The organism is Streptomyces sp. NBC_00464 (assembly GCF_036013915.1).
Classification (GTDB): domain Bacteria; phylum Actinomycetota; class Actinomycetes; order Streptomycetales; family Streptomycetaceae; genus Streptomyces.
In genome coordinates this window covers 3,255,357-3,269,183 of record NZ_CP107899.1, presented here as the reverse complement: position 1 = coordinate 3,269,183, position 13,827 = coordinate 3,255,357, and the positions used below count along the sequence as shown (strand labels likewise).

The following is a 13,827-nucleotide window of genomic DNA, read 5'->3' as shown; positions in this document are numbered from 1 at the left end:
ACCCTGACATTCCGCACATAGGATCACCGGTGTGGATCACCGACCCCGGGCAAGCGGCACGGCACACAGCACGGCAAGCGGCACGGCGCGCACACCCCGCAGGGCGGCCGGGGCAGCCGCCCTGCTGCTCACCCTCGCCGTCCTCGCCTCGGCCTGCTCAGCCGGTACGGGCGGGGTGGAGGGCAAGCCCGGCGCCTCCGGTCTGCGCGACCCGTACTTCCCCAAGCTCGGCAACGGCGGCTACGACGTCACGCACTACGACCTCACGCTCGACGTCGACCCGGACGGGCAGACGCTGCGCGGGACCGCCGAGATCACCGCGCGGGCCACCCAGGACCTGAGCTCGTTCAACCTCGACCTCGCCGGTCTGACCGTGGACTCGGCGACGGTGGAGGGGCGTCCGGCCGCCGTCAACCGGGCGGGCAACGAGCTGACGCTGCGTACGGACGCGACGGTCGAGGACCGGCTCCACAAGGGCGAGACGTTCCGTGCCGTCGTCCACTACTCCGGTTCCCCGCAGACCATCACCGACGCGGACGACTCCGAGGAGGGCTGGCTGCCGACCGACGACGGCGCGCTCGCCCTCGGGGAGCCGACGGGCTCGATGGCCTGGTTCCCGGGCAATCACCACCCGAGCGACAAGGCCTCGTACGACCTGACGGTCACCGTTCCCAAGGGGCTGACGGCGGTCTCCAACGGGGTGCCGGCCGGTCCGCCGACGACGAAGGGCGACCGCACCACGTACCGCTGGCGCACCGCCGAACCGATGGCGAGCTACCTGGCGACCCTGGCCGTCGGCCGCTTCACGACGAAGACGTCGACGATGCCGGGAGGCATCACGGTGTTCACCGCGGTGGACCCGGAGTCGGCCGGTGCGAGTGCGGCGACGCTGGCCCGGGTCCCCGAGGTGGTGGCGTGGGAGGCGGAGCACTTCGGCCCGTACCCGTTCTCCTCGACGGGCGCGATCGTCGACCGCAAGGGGGACTCCGGCTACGCGCTGGAGACGCAGAACCGGCCGTTCTTCCCCGGCCCGCCGAGCATCGGGCTGCTCGTCCACGAGATGGCGCACCAGTGGTTCGGTGACTCCGTCACGCCCGAGTCCTGGCGCGACATGTGGCTCAACGAGGGCCTGGCGACGTACGCGGAGTGGCTGTGGGAGGAGGAGAAGGAGGACACCCCGGCCCAGGAGTCGTTCGACGAGGCCTATGACGACGATGCCAACTGGGCTTTTCCGCCCGCCGATCCGCCGAGTGCCGCGGACATCTCGGAGCAGCCGGTGTACGGGCGCGGGGCCATGGTGATCCACAAGATCCGTGAGGCGGTCGACGACGACGAGGAGTTCTTCGCGCTGCTCGCCGGCTGGACGAAGGCGCACCGGCACGGCAACGCCTCGACGAAGGACTTCAACGCGTACGTGGAGAAGGCGACCGGGCAGGATCTGTCGGACCTGTGGCAGGACTGGCTGTACGGCAGGAGCCGGCCCGCCGCGGACGGCTGACCGGCTCCCGGGGCACAGGAGCCGGCTCGCCGCGGACGGCTGACCGGCTCCCGGGGCACAGGAGCCGGCCCGCCGCGGACGGCTGACCGGCTCCCGGAGCAACGCGGCGGGAACTAGCTCACGTTGACGCCGGCCCAGGCGGCGCTGACCGAGGCGAGCTCGGCGCTGTCCGCCCCGTACAGGTCGGTCGCCGCCTTCTCGGTCGCCTCGCGGGCGGCCGCGTAGTCGGTGGTGGACGTCATGTACTCGGAGAGGGCCTTGTACCAGATCTGGACGGCCTTGTCCCGGCCGATGCCGGTGACGGTGGAGCCGTCGGAGGTCGGGGAGTCGTAGTCGACGCCGTTGATGGTCTTCGCGCCGCTGCCCTCGGACAGCAGGTAGAAGAAGTGGTTGGCGACACCGGACGAGTAGTGCACGTCCAGGTCACCGACGCTGCTGTCCCAGTAGTCGGCCGAGCCGCCGTCCTTGCTGGGCTCGTCCATGTAGCGCAGCGGGGTGCCGTCGCCGTTGATGTCGATCTTCTCGCCGATGAGGTAGTCGCCGACGTCCGTGGCGTTGTCGGCGAAGAACTCCACCGAGGTGCCGAAGATGTCGCTGGTGGCCTCGTTGAGACCGCCGGACTCGCCGACGTAGTCGAGGTTGGCGGTGGAGGCGGTCAGGCCGTGGCTCATCTCGTGGCCGGCGACGTCGAGGCCGGTGAGGGCGCTCTTGTTGTCGGCGCCGTCGCCGTACGTCATGCAGAAGCAGCTGTCGTCCCAGAACGCGTTGACGTACGCGTCGCCGTAGTGGACCCGGGAGTAGGCGGCCTTGCCGTCACCGGCGATGCCGTCGCGGCCGAGCGCCGACTTGTAGAAGTCCCAGGTCTGCGCGGCGCCGTAGTGGGCGTCGACCGCGGCGGTCTGGCGGTCGTTGCCGGTGCCGTCGCCCCACGTGTCGTCGTCGTCGGTGACCAGGTCGCCGGTGCCGCTCTCGCCCTGGTTCAGGTCGTACGTCTTGTGGCCGCCGCGGTCGCCGTCGGTCAGTTCGAAGCCGGAGCCGGACGCGGTGGTGGTCAGGTCGACCTTGCCGCTGTACTGGCTGTTGCCGACGCCGGCGGTCTCGATCTCCTCGTAGCTGTGCAGGACCTTGCCGGTGGTGGCGTCGGTGATGATGCGCTTGCGGCTCGGGGTGCCGTCCTTCTGCACGCCGGTCTTCACGGACTCAAGGGCGAGGACGGGCTTGGAGCCGCCCGCCCAGATCACCTTGCGGGCGCTCGCCGCGGTCTTGATCTTCGCCGTCGTGGACGGCACGGATATCTTCGACTTGGTCGCCTTGGTGACGCTCTTGAGCTTGCCGTTGCTGGCGGTGTGGGTGACGAGGTCACCGCCGAGGACGGGCAGCCCGGCGTAGGTGCGCTCGTAGCGGGTGTGGACCGTGCCGTTGGCGTCCTTGATCACATCACGGACGATCAGTTTCTCCTGGCTGCCGAGCCCCAGCGAGGAGGCGGCCGAAGAGGCTTCGGTCTGGGCCGACTTGATGGCGGACGTTCGCGCGGAGGCGCTGCTGAAGGCGGGCGAGGTGGTGCGGGGAGAAGCGGAGGGACCGTCACCGGGGGTGTTCGGGTTGGCGTTCGCCGCACCCGTCTGCACTCCGACGACGACCATCGCGGCCACGGCGGCCAGGGCTGCGGCGCGACGGGTGTTCATGTGGGGGGTCATGTGCTCTCCGTTGCTCGTTCCGTGGGGGGTTACGAGCGGAGAGCGTGCCACCGAATGACCGCCTTTGACGGTGTACCAACAATTACCTCACAATTCTTTGACCAGTTCTTGTCCGACTGGGATGCGACTGTGTCCGCTATCCGGCGGACTTCCTTCGATTGGACAACACTGCGTGGCGTTAGCCCTGTTGGGCGCGATCAGTGGTATGCGCGCACGCCGAAGCCCCCTGCCGCACTCGAAGTCCCTGCCCCGTCGCACGCCGAAGCCCCCGGCCGCAGGACGTTCGGCCGGGGGCTTCGGTGAAGCGGATGTACGGAGCGTCAGAGGGTGACGCCGAAGTCCTGCGCGATGCCGCGCAGGCCCGAGGCGTAGCCCTGGCCCACGGCGCGGAACTTCCACTCGGCGCCGTTGCGGTACAGCTCGCCGAAGACCATGGCGGTCTCGGTGGCGGCGTCCTCGCTCAGGTCGTAGCGCGCGATCTCGGCGCCGCCGGCCTGGTTGAGGATGCGGATGTAGGCGTTCCGCACCTGGCCGAAGTTCTGGCTGCGGGTCTCGGCGTCGTAGATCGAGACCGGGAAGACGATCTTGTCGATGTCGGCCGGCAGGCCCGCCAGGTTGACGTTGATCTGCTCGTCGTCGCCCTCGCCCTCGCCCGTGACGTTGTCACCGGTGTGCACGATGGTCTGGTCCGGCGTCGCCTTGTTGTTGAAGAAGACGAAGTGCCCGTCGGAGAAGACCTTCCCCGCGGTGTTGACCGCGATCGCCGAGGCGTCGAGGTCGAAGTCGGTGCCGGTGGTGGTACGGACGTCCCAGCCGAGGCCGACCGTGACGGCGGTGAGGCCGGGGGCCTCCTTGGTGAGGGAGACGTTGCCGCCCTTGGACAGGCTTACTGCCATGGGAAGTCCCTTTCATCTGTCATGTGCGGGCTTCGTGCCATCACGAAGCTACCGTCACAGTTCATAACGCAGGCAGGGGACCGTGAGGTTCCTTCCGCCTTTACTTTCTTTACCGAACTGATGACGGGGTGCGGCAGACGGCGGACGGCGTCCGTCAAAAAGAGGTGACGAACCCCCCGTGGGGCAGGGAACATGGGTGTCATGTCCGGGCCCTATGTCATCCGCGGTGCGGTCTCCCTGCCGGAGGCCGAGCTCATGTGGCGTTTCTCGCGGTCCTCCGGGCCAGGCGGGCAGCACGTCAACACCAGCGACTCCCAGGTGGAGCTGCGCTTCGACCTCGCGGCGACCGAGTCGCTGCCCGAGGTCTGGAAGGAGCGCGCGCTGGAACGGCTGGCGAGCAGGCTGGTCAACGGCGTCGTGTCGGTCCGCTCCTCGGAGCACCGCTCGCAGTGGCGCAACCGCGAGACCGCCGCCGTGCGGCTCACGGCCCTGCTGGCCGAGGCCACGGCGCCGCCGCCCAAGCCGCGCGTGAAGCGCAAGATCCCGCGCGGGATCAACGAACGCCGGCTGCGCGAGAAGAAGCAGCGCGGCGACACCAAGCGGGGCCGCTCCGGCCGCGACTGGTAGGCACGGCTGCAACCCGGCAACCCGGCAACCCGGCAATCCGGCAACCCGGCCGCCGGCAACCCGGCAGCCCAGCCGCCCCCGCCGACTCCCGGAGGGGCGTCAGCCCAGCTGCCGGTAGCGCCCGCGGAAGTACGTCAGCGGGCTGCCGTCCCCGCTCGGCAGCTGCGCCCCGAGCACCCGGCCGATCACCAGCGTGTGGTCACCTGCCGTGATCCGCTGCTCGGTGCGGCACTCCAGAGTCGCGAGTGCGCCCCCGACCAGAGGTGCGCTCGTGACCTCTCCCCGTACATAGGGGATGTCCTCGAAGAGCAGCCGGTCGCTGATCCGGCCCTTCATGGCGAACCGTCCCGCGATGTGCCGCTGGCTCTCCGCCAGTACGGAGACGGCCCACAGCGGCTGTTCCGCCAGCAGGTCGTCCATCCGGGAGTCGTTGCGCAGGCTCACCATGACCAGGGGCGGGTCGAGCGACACCGACATGAAGGCGGTCGCGGTCATTCCCACGTCCTCGCCGCGCCCGTGCTCGTCGAGCGGGGGCTCCTGGGCGGTGATCAGGACCACTCCGGCTGCCAGCCGGGCGAGGGCGCCGCGGAACTCGTCGTTGCTCACCCCCTCAGCATGGGGGACGGCTTCGGTACGCGGGGCGGGAGGCTTCGTCTGCAACACACCGGGAACGCTAGCCGCGTACGGTGGGCCCCCGCATCGGGCCAGGGGACCAGCCAGGTCCTAGGACCTGCCGCCCGGGGCCGCGGTGGAGGGATGCGCGTTTTGCTTACAGCAAGAGGACGGACCACTGATCGGCGACACTTGGGACCCTTCACCATCTGTTGTGACTTGAGTCACAGAGAGCAATATTTGTTGACCCTGTGTACCGGGTGCACAGCTCACTGTGATTCAGTGGCCGTGACACTGCAGTAAGTACGTCTAGTGCGTCGATATGAAATCTGGAGTGCTGTCGAGGTCTCGGGGAGAGCGAGCGATGGAGGCCGAGTCGGAGCCGTACGTCCGTCTTGCGACGATGCGGCAGCTGCACCAGGCCGTGGCCGATCTCAACACGGCGCGGAGCCTGGCCGACACGCTGCAGACCGTCGCCGACGGAATCGTCGCCGGTCTCGGCTACGAGCTGGCCTGCGTCAACCTCGTCCGCCCCGACGGTGATCTCGTCGTCGCCGCCTTCGCGGGCAACAACGCCGCCGAGGCCCTGATCACCGGCCGCGTCGGCTCCCGCATCTCCTGGGAGCGCCGGCTGGCCATGGGCGAGACATGGGACGAGCTCCGCTTCATACCCCATACCGACGGCTGGGTCCTCCTCGACGACGACGTCCCCCAGTGGCACACCGAGGGCCCCGAGCCCCGCTTCGAGGACGAGTGGCACCCGCAGGACCGGCTCTACGCCCCGATGTACGCCTCCGGCGGTGGTCTGGACCTCCTCGGCGTCATATCCGTCGACCGCCCCCGCAACGGCCGCCGGCCCGGCGCCTGGGGCCGCGAGGCACTCCAGATGTACGCCTCCCAGTCGGCCATCGCGATCAGTAACGCCAGGCTCCGGGCAAACATGCAGCGCGCCCTGGTCCGCCTGGAACGTGAGCAGCAGGCGCTGCGGGCCAGCGAGGAATCCTTCCGCCAGGCCTTCGAGTACGCCCCCAGCGGCATGGCCATCGCGGAGATGGGCGGCGACCAGCACGGCAGGCTGCTGCGCACCAACGACGCCCTGTGCCGGCTCCTGGGCCGTCCCGCATCGGTGCTGCGCCGCTACTCCTTCGCCGATCTGGTCCACCCCGAGGACATCGGCACCCTGCTCCGTACCTCCGCCGAGGGCGGTCGCGCCGAACTGCGGCTGGGCCGCCGGGACGGCACCTATCTCTGGGTCTCGCTGCGCAACTCCGTCGTCGCGGACACCGCGGACGGGCCGCGCTTCCTCCTCACACACGTCGAGGACATAGAGGAGCGCAAGCGCCATGAGCTGAACCTCGCGCACCGCGCCTCGCACGACGCCCTGACCGGGCTGCCCAACAGTGCGGAGCTGCGGGCCCGGCTCAGCGCCCGGCTGTGCGAGCGTCCGCACGCGGTGGTGACCACCGATGTGGAGGCACTGGACGCGGCGTACGGCGACGTCGACGAGGCGCGGGCGTCCGGCTTCCCGGCCGACGGGTTCGACACCGGCCGTGGGGTCGGCCCGTACGACCACCATGTGCATTCCGTCGCACCGGACACGGCGAAGGACGACGGGGCGAAGGGGCTCGCGGTCCTCTTCTGCGACCTGGACGGCTTCAAGTCGATCAACGACCGCTTCGGCCATCACACGGGTGACGCGGTTCTCATCGAGGTCGCCCGCCGGCTCACCACGTGTGTCCGCGACGGGGACACCGTCGCCCGGCTCGGGGGTGACGAATTCGTCGTTCTCGCGGACGGGCTGGGGGCCGCAGACGCCGCGGACCTGGCCGTACGCCTGCGTAACGCCATCATTCCGCCCATTCGGGTCGACGGCCGGGCGGTGCGGGTCGGGGCGAGTTTCGGTATCGGCTGGGCGGCGTGCGGCATGACGGCCGAAGAGGTGCTGCGCTCCGCCGACCAGCGGATGTACGTCGAGAAGCGGTCGCGTTCGAAGGTTCACCGCCGAGCCGGATGACGTTCGCGGGCCCGTGGTTCCGCGGGTGCGTCGCGTACCCCACCCCGGTTCCCGCCGCACCTCCGGCAATTCTTGGTGTGGTCCGTTCGGGGTAGGCTCGGCCGGTCGGCGACGGCTGGCGATATTCGGCGACGGCTGGCGACATGGTGAGGAGTGACCCAGGGATGGCCGGGAACAACGGCGCGAGCACACCCGAGGACGACGATCCGTTCGGCTACCTCTACGAGGACGGGCAGGCAGCCGGCGCGCAGCCGCCGGGACAGGGCGGCTACGGCTACCCGGGTCCCGCCGCGCAGCCGGGCGTGCCCCGGACCTCGTACAACCAGGTGCGGACCGTCGGCGAGCGCCAGTACGGGCAGGTGCCGCCGCAGCAGGCGTACGGGCAGCCCCAGGCGCCCTACGGCCAGCCGAACGGGCAGTACGGCCAGCCGAACGCGCAGTACGCGGCCCCGGAGACGTACCCCGGTGGTGCCGCCACCGCGCAGGTGCCGCACCAGGGCGGCCGCGGCAGTGGCGGCGGCCCCGGCAGGGGCGGTCCGAACACCAAGGGCCTGCTGATCGGTGCGCTCGCGGTGGTCGCGGTCGTGCTCATCGGTATCGGCGTCGCGCTGATGACGGACGACGACGACAAGGACCAGAAGAAGGACGAGGCCTCGACCTCCTCCGGCCCGGCCGGTGAGGTCGAGCAGTCGCCGACTCCGGATCAGTCCAAGAGTTCCGAGCCGCCCGTCGAGCTCCCGAAGCAGGACGCGGCGTCGCTGAAGCTCGGCGGCGACGCGGGGCTCGACAACACCGTCAAGGGTGCCAAGAGCAGCAACGGGCAGTACATCAACCTCAACGCGGTCGGCCGCTCCGCGACCTGGTCCGTCGAGGTGCCGGAGGCCGGCGAGTACACGCTGTTCGTGACGTACGGCGTGCCGGGCAAGGACGCCAAGACGTCCCTGACGGTGAACGCCGAGGCCCCGCGTTCCATCAACATGACGAACTTCGCCCACGCCCCCGAGGGCGATCTGGAGAAGGGGTGGACGACGACGTACGCCTACGTCAACCTCACCAAGGGCCCGAACACCCTGATGATCTCCTGCAACGAGGGCGACCAGTGCGATGCCAACCTGGACCAGCTGTCGCTGAAGGCCGGTCACCAGACGCGCTGATCCGTCCCGCCCGAACGCGTTCCGGCCCCCTCGCCCTGTGCGAGGGGGCCGGTCCGTTTTCCCGTGAAGTGGGATCAGCCCATCAGGGCCAGGAAGCCGGCCACCGTCGCGGTCATCGCCTCGCGGCCCGGGGCGATGTACTTGCGGGGGTCGACGCCCGTGGTGTTCTCGGCGAGGTGGGCGCGTACGGCTCCGGTGAACGCGGTGTTCAGCGCCGTACCCACGTTGATCTTGACCATGCCGGAGGCGGCGACGGCCTGGCGGATCTCCTCGTCCGGGACGCCGCTGGAGCCGTGCAGCACCAGCGGGACGGGGACGGCGTCGCGCAGCCGGCCGATCAGCTCGTGGTCCAGGGCGGCGGTGCGCTCGGTCATGGCGTGCGAGGAGCCGACGGCGACGGCCAGGGCGTCGACGCCGGTGGCGGCGACGTACGCGGCTGCCTCGGCCGGGTCGGTGCGCACCCCGGGGGCGTGGGCGTCGAGCGGTGCCTCGCCCTCCTTGCCGCCGACCTTGCCGAGTTCGGCCTCGATCCAGATGCCGCGCTCGTGGCCCCAGGAGACCGCTTCGGCGGTGGCCCGTACGTTCTCCTCGTAGCTCAGCTTGGAGGCGTCGAACATCACCGAGCCGAAGCCCGTCTCGTGTGCCTGGTGCAGCAGCTCCACGGACTCGACGTGGTCGAGGTGGAGGGCGAGCGGTACGCCGCAGGTGCGGGCGACGGCCGCTGCGGCGGCGGCGATGGGGGCGAGCCGGCCGCCGTGGAACTTCACGGCGTTCTCGGAGATCTGGAGGATGGCGGGGGCGCCGGCGCGCTCGGCACCGGCGGCGATCGCCTCGGCGTGCTCCAGGGTGATGACGTTGAAGGCGGCGATTCCGCGTCCCTGTGCCTGGGCGGCGGAGACGAGTTCACCGGTGCTGACGAGCGGCATGCTGACCTCTGTTGTTTCCCCGGGCCCGTCGCGGGGGCCCGGTGGGGACGCGGCGCTCAGGCCGCAGGTGCGTGTTCCTCGATACCGACGCGCGGCAGCAGCTCCTCGTACGCCGCGCGGTCGAAGTCACCGGCCGTGGGGGAGAGCACGGTCGCCGTCGACAGTGCCACCGCCCGGCGCAGCCGGTCCGGCCAGTCCAGGCCCTCCACGAGTCCGGACAGCAGTCCGGCCACCGCGGAGTCGCCGGCCCCGGTCGGATTGCCCTTCACGGGCTCGGGCGGGGATGCCTGCCAGTTGCCGTCGGGGGTGACCGCCAGCATGCCGTCGGGTCCCAGCGAGGCGATCACGCCGTGCGCGCCCCGGCGGCGCGCGTCGCGGGAGCCGCGCAGGGGTTCGCGGTCGCCGGTGAGCTGGGCGAGCTCGTCGGCGTTCGGCTTGATCAGGTCGGGGCGGGCGGCGATGCCGCGGCGCAGCGGTTCGCCGCTGGTGTCCAGGAGGACGGGGACGCCGGCGGTGCGGGCGAGGCGGACCAGTTCGGCGTAGGCGCCGACGTGGATGCCGGGCGGCAGGCTGCCGCACAGGGCGACGGCGTCGGCCGCGGCGAGCAGTTCACCGTACGAGTCGAGGAAGGCGGTCCACTCGTCGGCGGTGACGTGCGGTCCGGGTTCGTTGAACTGGGTGGTGTCCCCGGTGGCGCGGTCGGCGACGGCCAGGGTGCGGCGGGTGTTGCCGGCCACGGGCACCAGTGCGTCGGTGACGGTGCCGGGGCCGGTGGGAAGGGCGGCGAGCAGCTCGCGCAGCACGGCTCCGGTGGTGCCTCCGGCGAAGCCGGTGACGACGCTCTCGTGGCCGAGTGCGGCGAGCACGCGGGCGACGTTGAGTCCCTTGCCACCGGGGCGCTCGGAGAGGTCGGTGACGCGGTGGCTGGAGTGCGGTACGAGTGCCGGTACGCCGTACGTCAGGTCGAGTGCCGTGTTCAGCGTGACCGTGAGGATCACTTCGGCCGCCCCCTCGATCCGTGTGGAGCGCGGATCCCTGCCGGAACGCGCTTTCCCTGTCTGATTCCTACGCGATCATGTCAAAGAGAAGGGCGGTCGGCCCAGATGCCCGGACCAACCGCTGTCTCTTCGTTACGTATGCGGGCCGGTGCCCGCGGCGGTCAGCCGGCCTGCGGCGAGACGATCCACTCGCCCTGGCGCATGACGCCCTTGAGGCGGAAGTCCTCGTCCAGGACGACGAGGTCGGCGTCCTTTCCGGGCTCCAGCGAGCCGACCCGGTCGTACACCCCGAGGAGCCGGGCCGGGTTGGCGGAGATGGACTGCACCACGTCGCCGACCGGGATCCGGTCGATGGTGACGGCCCGGTGGAAAGCGGTGTCCAGGGTGAGGGTGGAGCCCGCGATGGAGCCGCCCTCGACGAGCCGGGCGACGCCGTCCTTGACCTCGACGGCGAGCGGGCCGAGCTGGTACTGGCCGTCGCCGAAGCCGGCCGCGTCCATCGCGTCGGTGATGAGCGCGACGCGGTGGGCGCCCGCGTGGTGGTAGGCGAGCTCCAGGGCGGCCGGGTGCAGATGTGTGCCGTCGTTGATGAGCTCGACGGTGATCCGCTCGTCCTCCAGGAGGGCGGCGATGGGGCCGGGTGCGCGGTGGCCGATGCCCGGCATCGCGTTGTAGAGGTGCGTGGCGACGGTGGCGCCGGCGTCGATCGCCTCGACGGTCTGCTCGTACGTGGCGTCGGTGTGGCCGATCGCGGCGATGACGCCGTGCTCGGCGAGCAGCCGTACGGAGTCGATGCCGCCGGGCAGCTCGGTGGCGAGCGTGAACATCTTCGCGGTGCCGCGTGCCGCGTCCATCAGCTTGCGGACCTCGGCCGGGTCCGGGTGGCGCAGCAGGCCCTCGCTGTGGGCGCCCTTGCGGCACGGGGAGATGAAGGGGCCCTCGAAGTGGATGCCGGCCAGGTCGCCCTGCTCGACGAGCTCGGAGAGGATGCCGGCCCGTTCGGCGAGGAAGTCCATCTCGCCGGTGACGGTGGAGGCGACCAGGGTGGTGGTGCCGTGCTCGCGGTGGGTGCGGACGCCGGTGAGGACCTCGTCCACGGTGCCGGAGGTGAAGGAAGCGCCGCCGCCGCCGTGGTTGTGCATGTCCACGAAGCCGGGAACGATCCAGTGGCCGGACAGGTCGACGGTCCGGGCGCCCTCCGCCGAACTGCCGGCGATGCGGGTGCCCTCGACGATCACCCGGCCGTTCTCGACCGTGCCGGTGGGGAGTACCACCCGGGCACCTGCGAGAACGGTGCTTTCTGCGCGTCCGGCCATCAGGCGGATACCTCCGTGGAGAGAAGATCCCAGGCGAGCAGCCCTGCGCCCAGGCATCCGGCGGTGTCCCCGAGGGCCGCCGGGACGATGTGGGGCAGCTTCTGGAACGTGACGCGTTCCTCGACGGCCGCACGGAGTGGTGTGAACAAGGTTTCCCCGGCCTCGGCGAGACCGCCACCGATGATGATCGTGCGGGGGTCCAGCAGGGTGAGGGCGGTGACCAGTCCTGCGGAGAGCGCGTCGACGGCGTCGAGCCATACCGCGACGGCCTTCGGGTCGCCCGATTCGACGGCCTTGGCGCAGTCGGCGGCGTCCGCCTCCGGGTCGCCGGATGCGGCGGCCCAGGCCCGGCTGACGGCGGCCGCCGAGGCCAGCGTCTCCAGGCAGCCGCGCTGGCCGCAGGGGCAGTCCGGGCCGTCCGGCCGGACCACGATGTGGCCGATCTCGCCCGCGTAGCCGTGGGCGCCCGCCTCGATGGTGCCGGCGATGCCGATGGCGCCGGCGATCCCGGTGCCCAGCGGCACGAAGAAGAAGCGGTCGGCGCCCTTGCCCGCACCGATCCGGCCCTCGGCGAGGCCGCCGGTCCTGACGTCGTGGCCGAGGGCCACGGGTACGCCACCGAGCCGTTCGCCGAGCAGTTGGCGCATCGGTACGTCGCGCCAGCCCAGGTTCGCCGCGTAGACGGCGATCCCCTTCTCGGCGTCGACGATGCCGGGCACAGCGACGCCGGCCGCGAGGGCGCTCTCGCCGAGGTGTTCCTCGCCGTACGCGCGCAGATCCGCCGCGAAGGCGAGGACCGACTCCACGACGGCGTCGGCGCCGCGCTCTCTGCCGGTCGCGCGCCGAGCCTCGTGGAGCAGGGCGCCATCTGCCCCGACCAGTGCGGCCTTCATTCCGGTGCCGCCCACATCGAGGGCGATGACGTGTTTCACGGGAAACAGTTTCGCCCGACGAACCCCAAAAGGTCTAGTCCACTATCGCTGTTTGTTGCGCATCCATACAAAATCGGGGTCACAACCCGGCGGCAACCCGCCGACATGGGGCGCGACGCCCAGCCGACCCGTCGCGCCCGACACCGACCACGCCGACTACGCGGGCAGGATCACGCTGCGCGACAGGTTGCGCGGGTGGTCCGGGTCGTAACCCTTCGACTCCGCCAGGACCACGGCGAGCCGCTGCGCCCGGATCAGGTCGGCCATCGGGTCCGCCGACCGGTGGGCGACCAGCGTCCCGCCGACCGCCGCGACCTCGCCTGCGAGCCCTTCGGGCAGCGCGCCGAAGACCCATGCCACCCGGTTCGGGCCGGTGATCGCGATCGGGCCGTGCCGGTACTCCATCGCGGGGTACGACTCGGTCCAGGCGCCCGCCGCCTCGCGCATCTTCAGCCCGGCCTCCTGGGCGAGCCCGTAGGTCCAGCCGCGCCCCAGGAACGTCCACTGCTCGGCCGCGACCACCGTCTCGTCCAGCGGCTCGGTCACCGCCAGCTCCGCGTCGACGGCGGCCTCGGCGACCGTCTTCACGCCGGCCGGGAGCGGGCCCGCCGCCTCCAGCCCGGCCCGCAGGAAGGCGAGCGCGGTGGTGGCGAACCGGGTCTGGACGACCGACTCCTCGTCCGCCCAGTCCAGTACGGCCACCGTGTCGGCGGCCTCCATGACCGGCGTCTTCGGGTCGGCGGTCAGCGCGACCGTGGCGACCTTGCCGCGCAGCTCGCCCAGCAGCGCCAGCACCTCGCTCGTCGTGCCCGAGCGGGTGATCGCCACGACCCGGTCGTACGCCCGCCCGGCCGGGAACTCCGAGGAGGCGTAGGCGTCCGTCTCGCCCTGCCCGGCCGCCTCCCGCAGCGCTGCGTAGGCGATGGCCATGAACCAGGAGGTGCCGCACCCGGTCACGGCGACCCGCTCGCCCGGACGCGGCAGCCCGTCGAAGGCCGCGCCCGCCTCTGCGGCACGACGCCAGCAGCTGGGCTGGGTGGCGATTTCTGATGCGGTACGGGACATGCGGGACGGCTCCTTGCGGCTGGGTGACACCGTATGCGGGGGAGGGTGTCCGACAGGGCGGACGCCGTGAACATGGCGGTCTGGACCAATAA

Annotated in this window: 12 protein-coding genes; 4 read left to right on the top strand and 8 right to left on the bottom strand. The window is 71.1% G+C overall.

From position 1 onward, the window contains the following. Positions 1-124 precede the first annotated feature (124 nt). Entirely contained in the window at positions 125-1,498 is a 1,374-nt protein-coding gene (locus OG912_RS14475; RefSeq protein WP_327713436.1) for a M1 family metallopeptidase, read from the top strand. Positions 1,499-1,611: 113 nt separating this feature from the next. Here OG912_RS14475 and OG912_RS14470 read toward each other — a convergent pair whose 3' ends face one another. Together OG912_RS14470 and OG912_RS14465 are read right to left on the bottom strand one after the other, a co-directional pair. After that, a complete protein-coding gene (locus tag OG912_RS14470) occupies positions 1,612-3,195 on the bottom strand; it encodes a M4 family metallopeptidase (protein ID WP_327709687.1) in 1,584 nt (527 codons plus the stop codon). Between the two features lie 320 nt (positions 3,196-3,515). After that, entirely contained in the window at positions 3,516-4,091 is a 576-nt protein-coding gene (locus OG912_RS14465) for a TerD family protein (protein ID WP_207318258.1), read from the bottom strand. A gap of 201 nt (positions 4,092-4,292) precedes the next feature. Here OG912_RS14465 and arfB point away from each other — a divergent pair, with 201 nt between their 5' ends. After that, positions 4,293-4,718, top strand: coding sequence for an alternative ribosome rescue aminoacyl-tRNA hydrolase ArfB (arfB, locus tag OG912_RS14460; RefSeq protein ID WP_326737765.1), 426 nt, complete (start codon positions 4,293-4,295; stop codon positions 4,716-4,718). Between the two features lie 99 nt (positions 4,719-4,817). On the opposite strand, the gene OG912_RS14455 is transcribed toward arfB, so the two are convergent. After that, positions 4,818-5,324, bottom strand: coding sequence for a flavin reductase family protein (locus OG912_RS14455; protein WP_326737766.1), 507 nt, complete (start codon positions 5,322-5,324; stop codon positions 4,818-4,820). A gap of 370 nt (positions 5,325-5,694) precedes the next feature. Between OG912_RS14455 and cdgB the strand changes: the two genes are divergently transcribed. Together cdgB and OG912_RS14445 are read left to right on the top strand one after the other, a co-directional pair. Beyond that, positions 5,695-7,344 (top strand): diguanylate cyclase CdgB, encoded by a 1,650-nt coding sequence (gene cdgB / locus OG912_RS14450; RefSeq protein WP_327709686.1) that lies wholly within the window; start codon positions 5,695-5,697, stop codon positions 7,342-7,344. A 164-nt stretch (positions 7,345-7,508) separates the two neighbouring features. Then, a complete protein-coding gene (locus OG912_RS14445; RefSeq protein ID WP_327709685.1) occupies positions 7,509-8,498 on the top strand; it encodes a carbohydrate-binding protein in 990 nt (329 codons plus the stop codon). Positions 8,499-8,572: 74 nt separating this feature from the next. On the opposite strand, the gene OG912_RS14440 is transcribed toward OG912_RS14445, so the two are convergent. The 5 genes from OG912_RS14440 to OG912_RS14420 form a co-directional block, all read right to left on the bottom strand. Beyond that, the gene (locus OG912_RS14440) at positions 8,573-9,424 is read right to left on the bottom strand and encodes a class II fructose-bisphosphate aldolase (protein ID WP_327709683.1); all 852 of its coding nucleotides are present in this window, start codon (positions 9,422-9,424) and stop codon (positions 8,573-8,575) included. 56 nt (positions 9,425-9,480) lie between these two features. Next, complete coding sequence (locus OG912_RS14435; RefSeq protein ID WP_327709682.1) at positions 9,481-10,422, bottom strand: 1-phosphofructokinase family hexose kinase; 942 nt, start codon at positions 10,420-10,422, stop codon at positions 9,481-9,483. Between the two features lie 161 nt (positions 10,423-10,583). Beyond that, positions 10,584-11,738 (bottom strand): N-acetylglucosamine-6-phosphate deacetylase, encoded by a 1,155-nt coding sequence (gene nagA, locus OG912_RS14430; RefSeq protein WP_326737771.1) that lies wholly within the window; start codon positions 11,736-11,738, stop codon positions 10,584-10,586. Further along, on the bottom strand, positions 11,738-12,670 hold the full coding sequence (locus tag OG912_RS14425; protein WP_326737772.1) for an ROK family protein: 933 nt from the start codon (positions 12,668-12,670) through the stop codon (positions 11,738-11,740). Before OG912_RS14425 ends, nagA begins: the two co-directional genes overlap by 1 nt. A 156-nt stretch (positions 12,671-12,826) precedes the next feature. Next, complete coding sequence (locus tag OG912_RS14420; RefSeq protein ID WP_327709679.1) at positions 12,827-13,735, bottom strand: SIS domain-containing protein; 909 nt, start codon at positions 13,733-13,735, stop codon at positions 12,827-12,829. Positions 13,736-13,827 lie beyond the last annotated feature (92 nt).

Bases quoted from the DNA above. Each gene is read 5' to 3' on its own strand.
- OG912_RS14470 (WP_327709687.1), bottom strand. From the start codon at position 3,195: ATGACCCCCCACATGAACACCCGTCGCGCCGCAGCCCTGGCCGCCGTG.
- OG912_RS14465 (WP_207318258.1), bottom strand. From the start codon at position 4,091: ATGGCAGTAAGCCTGTCCAAGGGCGGCAACGTCTCCCTCACCAAGGAG.
- arfB (WP_326737765.1), top strand. From the start codon at position 4,293: ATGTCCGGGCCCTATGTCATCCGCGGTGCGGTCTCCCTGCCGGAGGCC.
- cdgB (WP_327709686.1), top strand. From the start codon at position 5,695: ATGGAGGCCGAGTCGGAGCCGTACGTCCGTCTTGCGACGATGCGGCAG.
- OG912_RS14445 (WP_327709685.1), top strand. From the start codon at position 7,509: ATGGCCGGGAACAACGGCGCGAGCACACCCGAGGACGACGATCCGTTC.
- OG912_RS14440 (WP_327709683.1), bottom strand. From the start codon at position 9,424: ATGCCGCTCGTCAGCACCGGTGAACTCGTCTCCGCCGCCCAGGCACAG.
- nagA (WP_326737771.1), bottom strand. From the start codon at position 11,738: ATGGCCGGACGCGCAGAAAGCACCGTTCTCGCAGGTGCCCGGGTGGTA.
- OG912_RS14420 (WP_327709679.1), bottom strand. From the start codon at position 13,735: ATGTCCCGTACCGCATCAGAAATCGCCACCCAGCCCAGCTGCTGGCGT.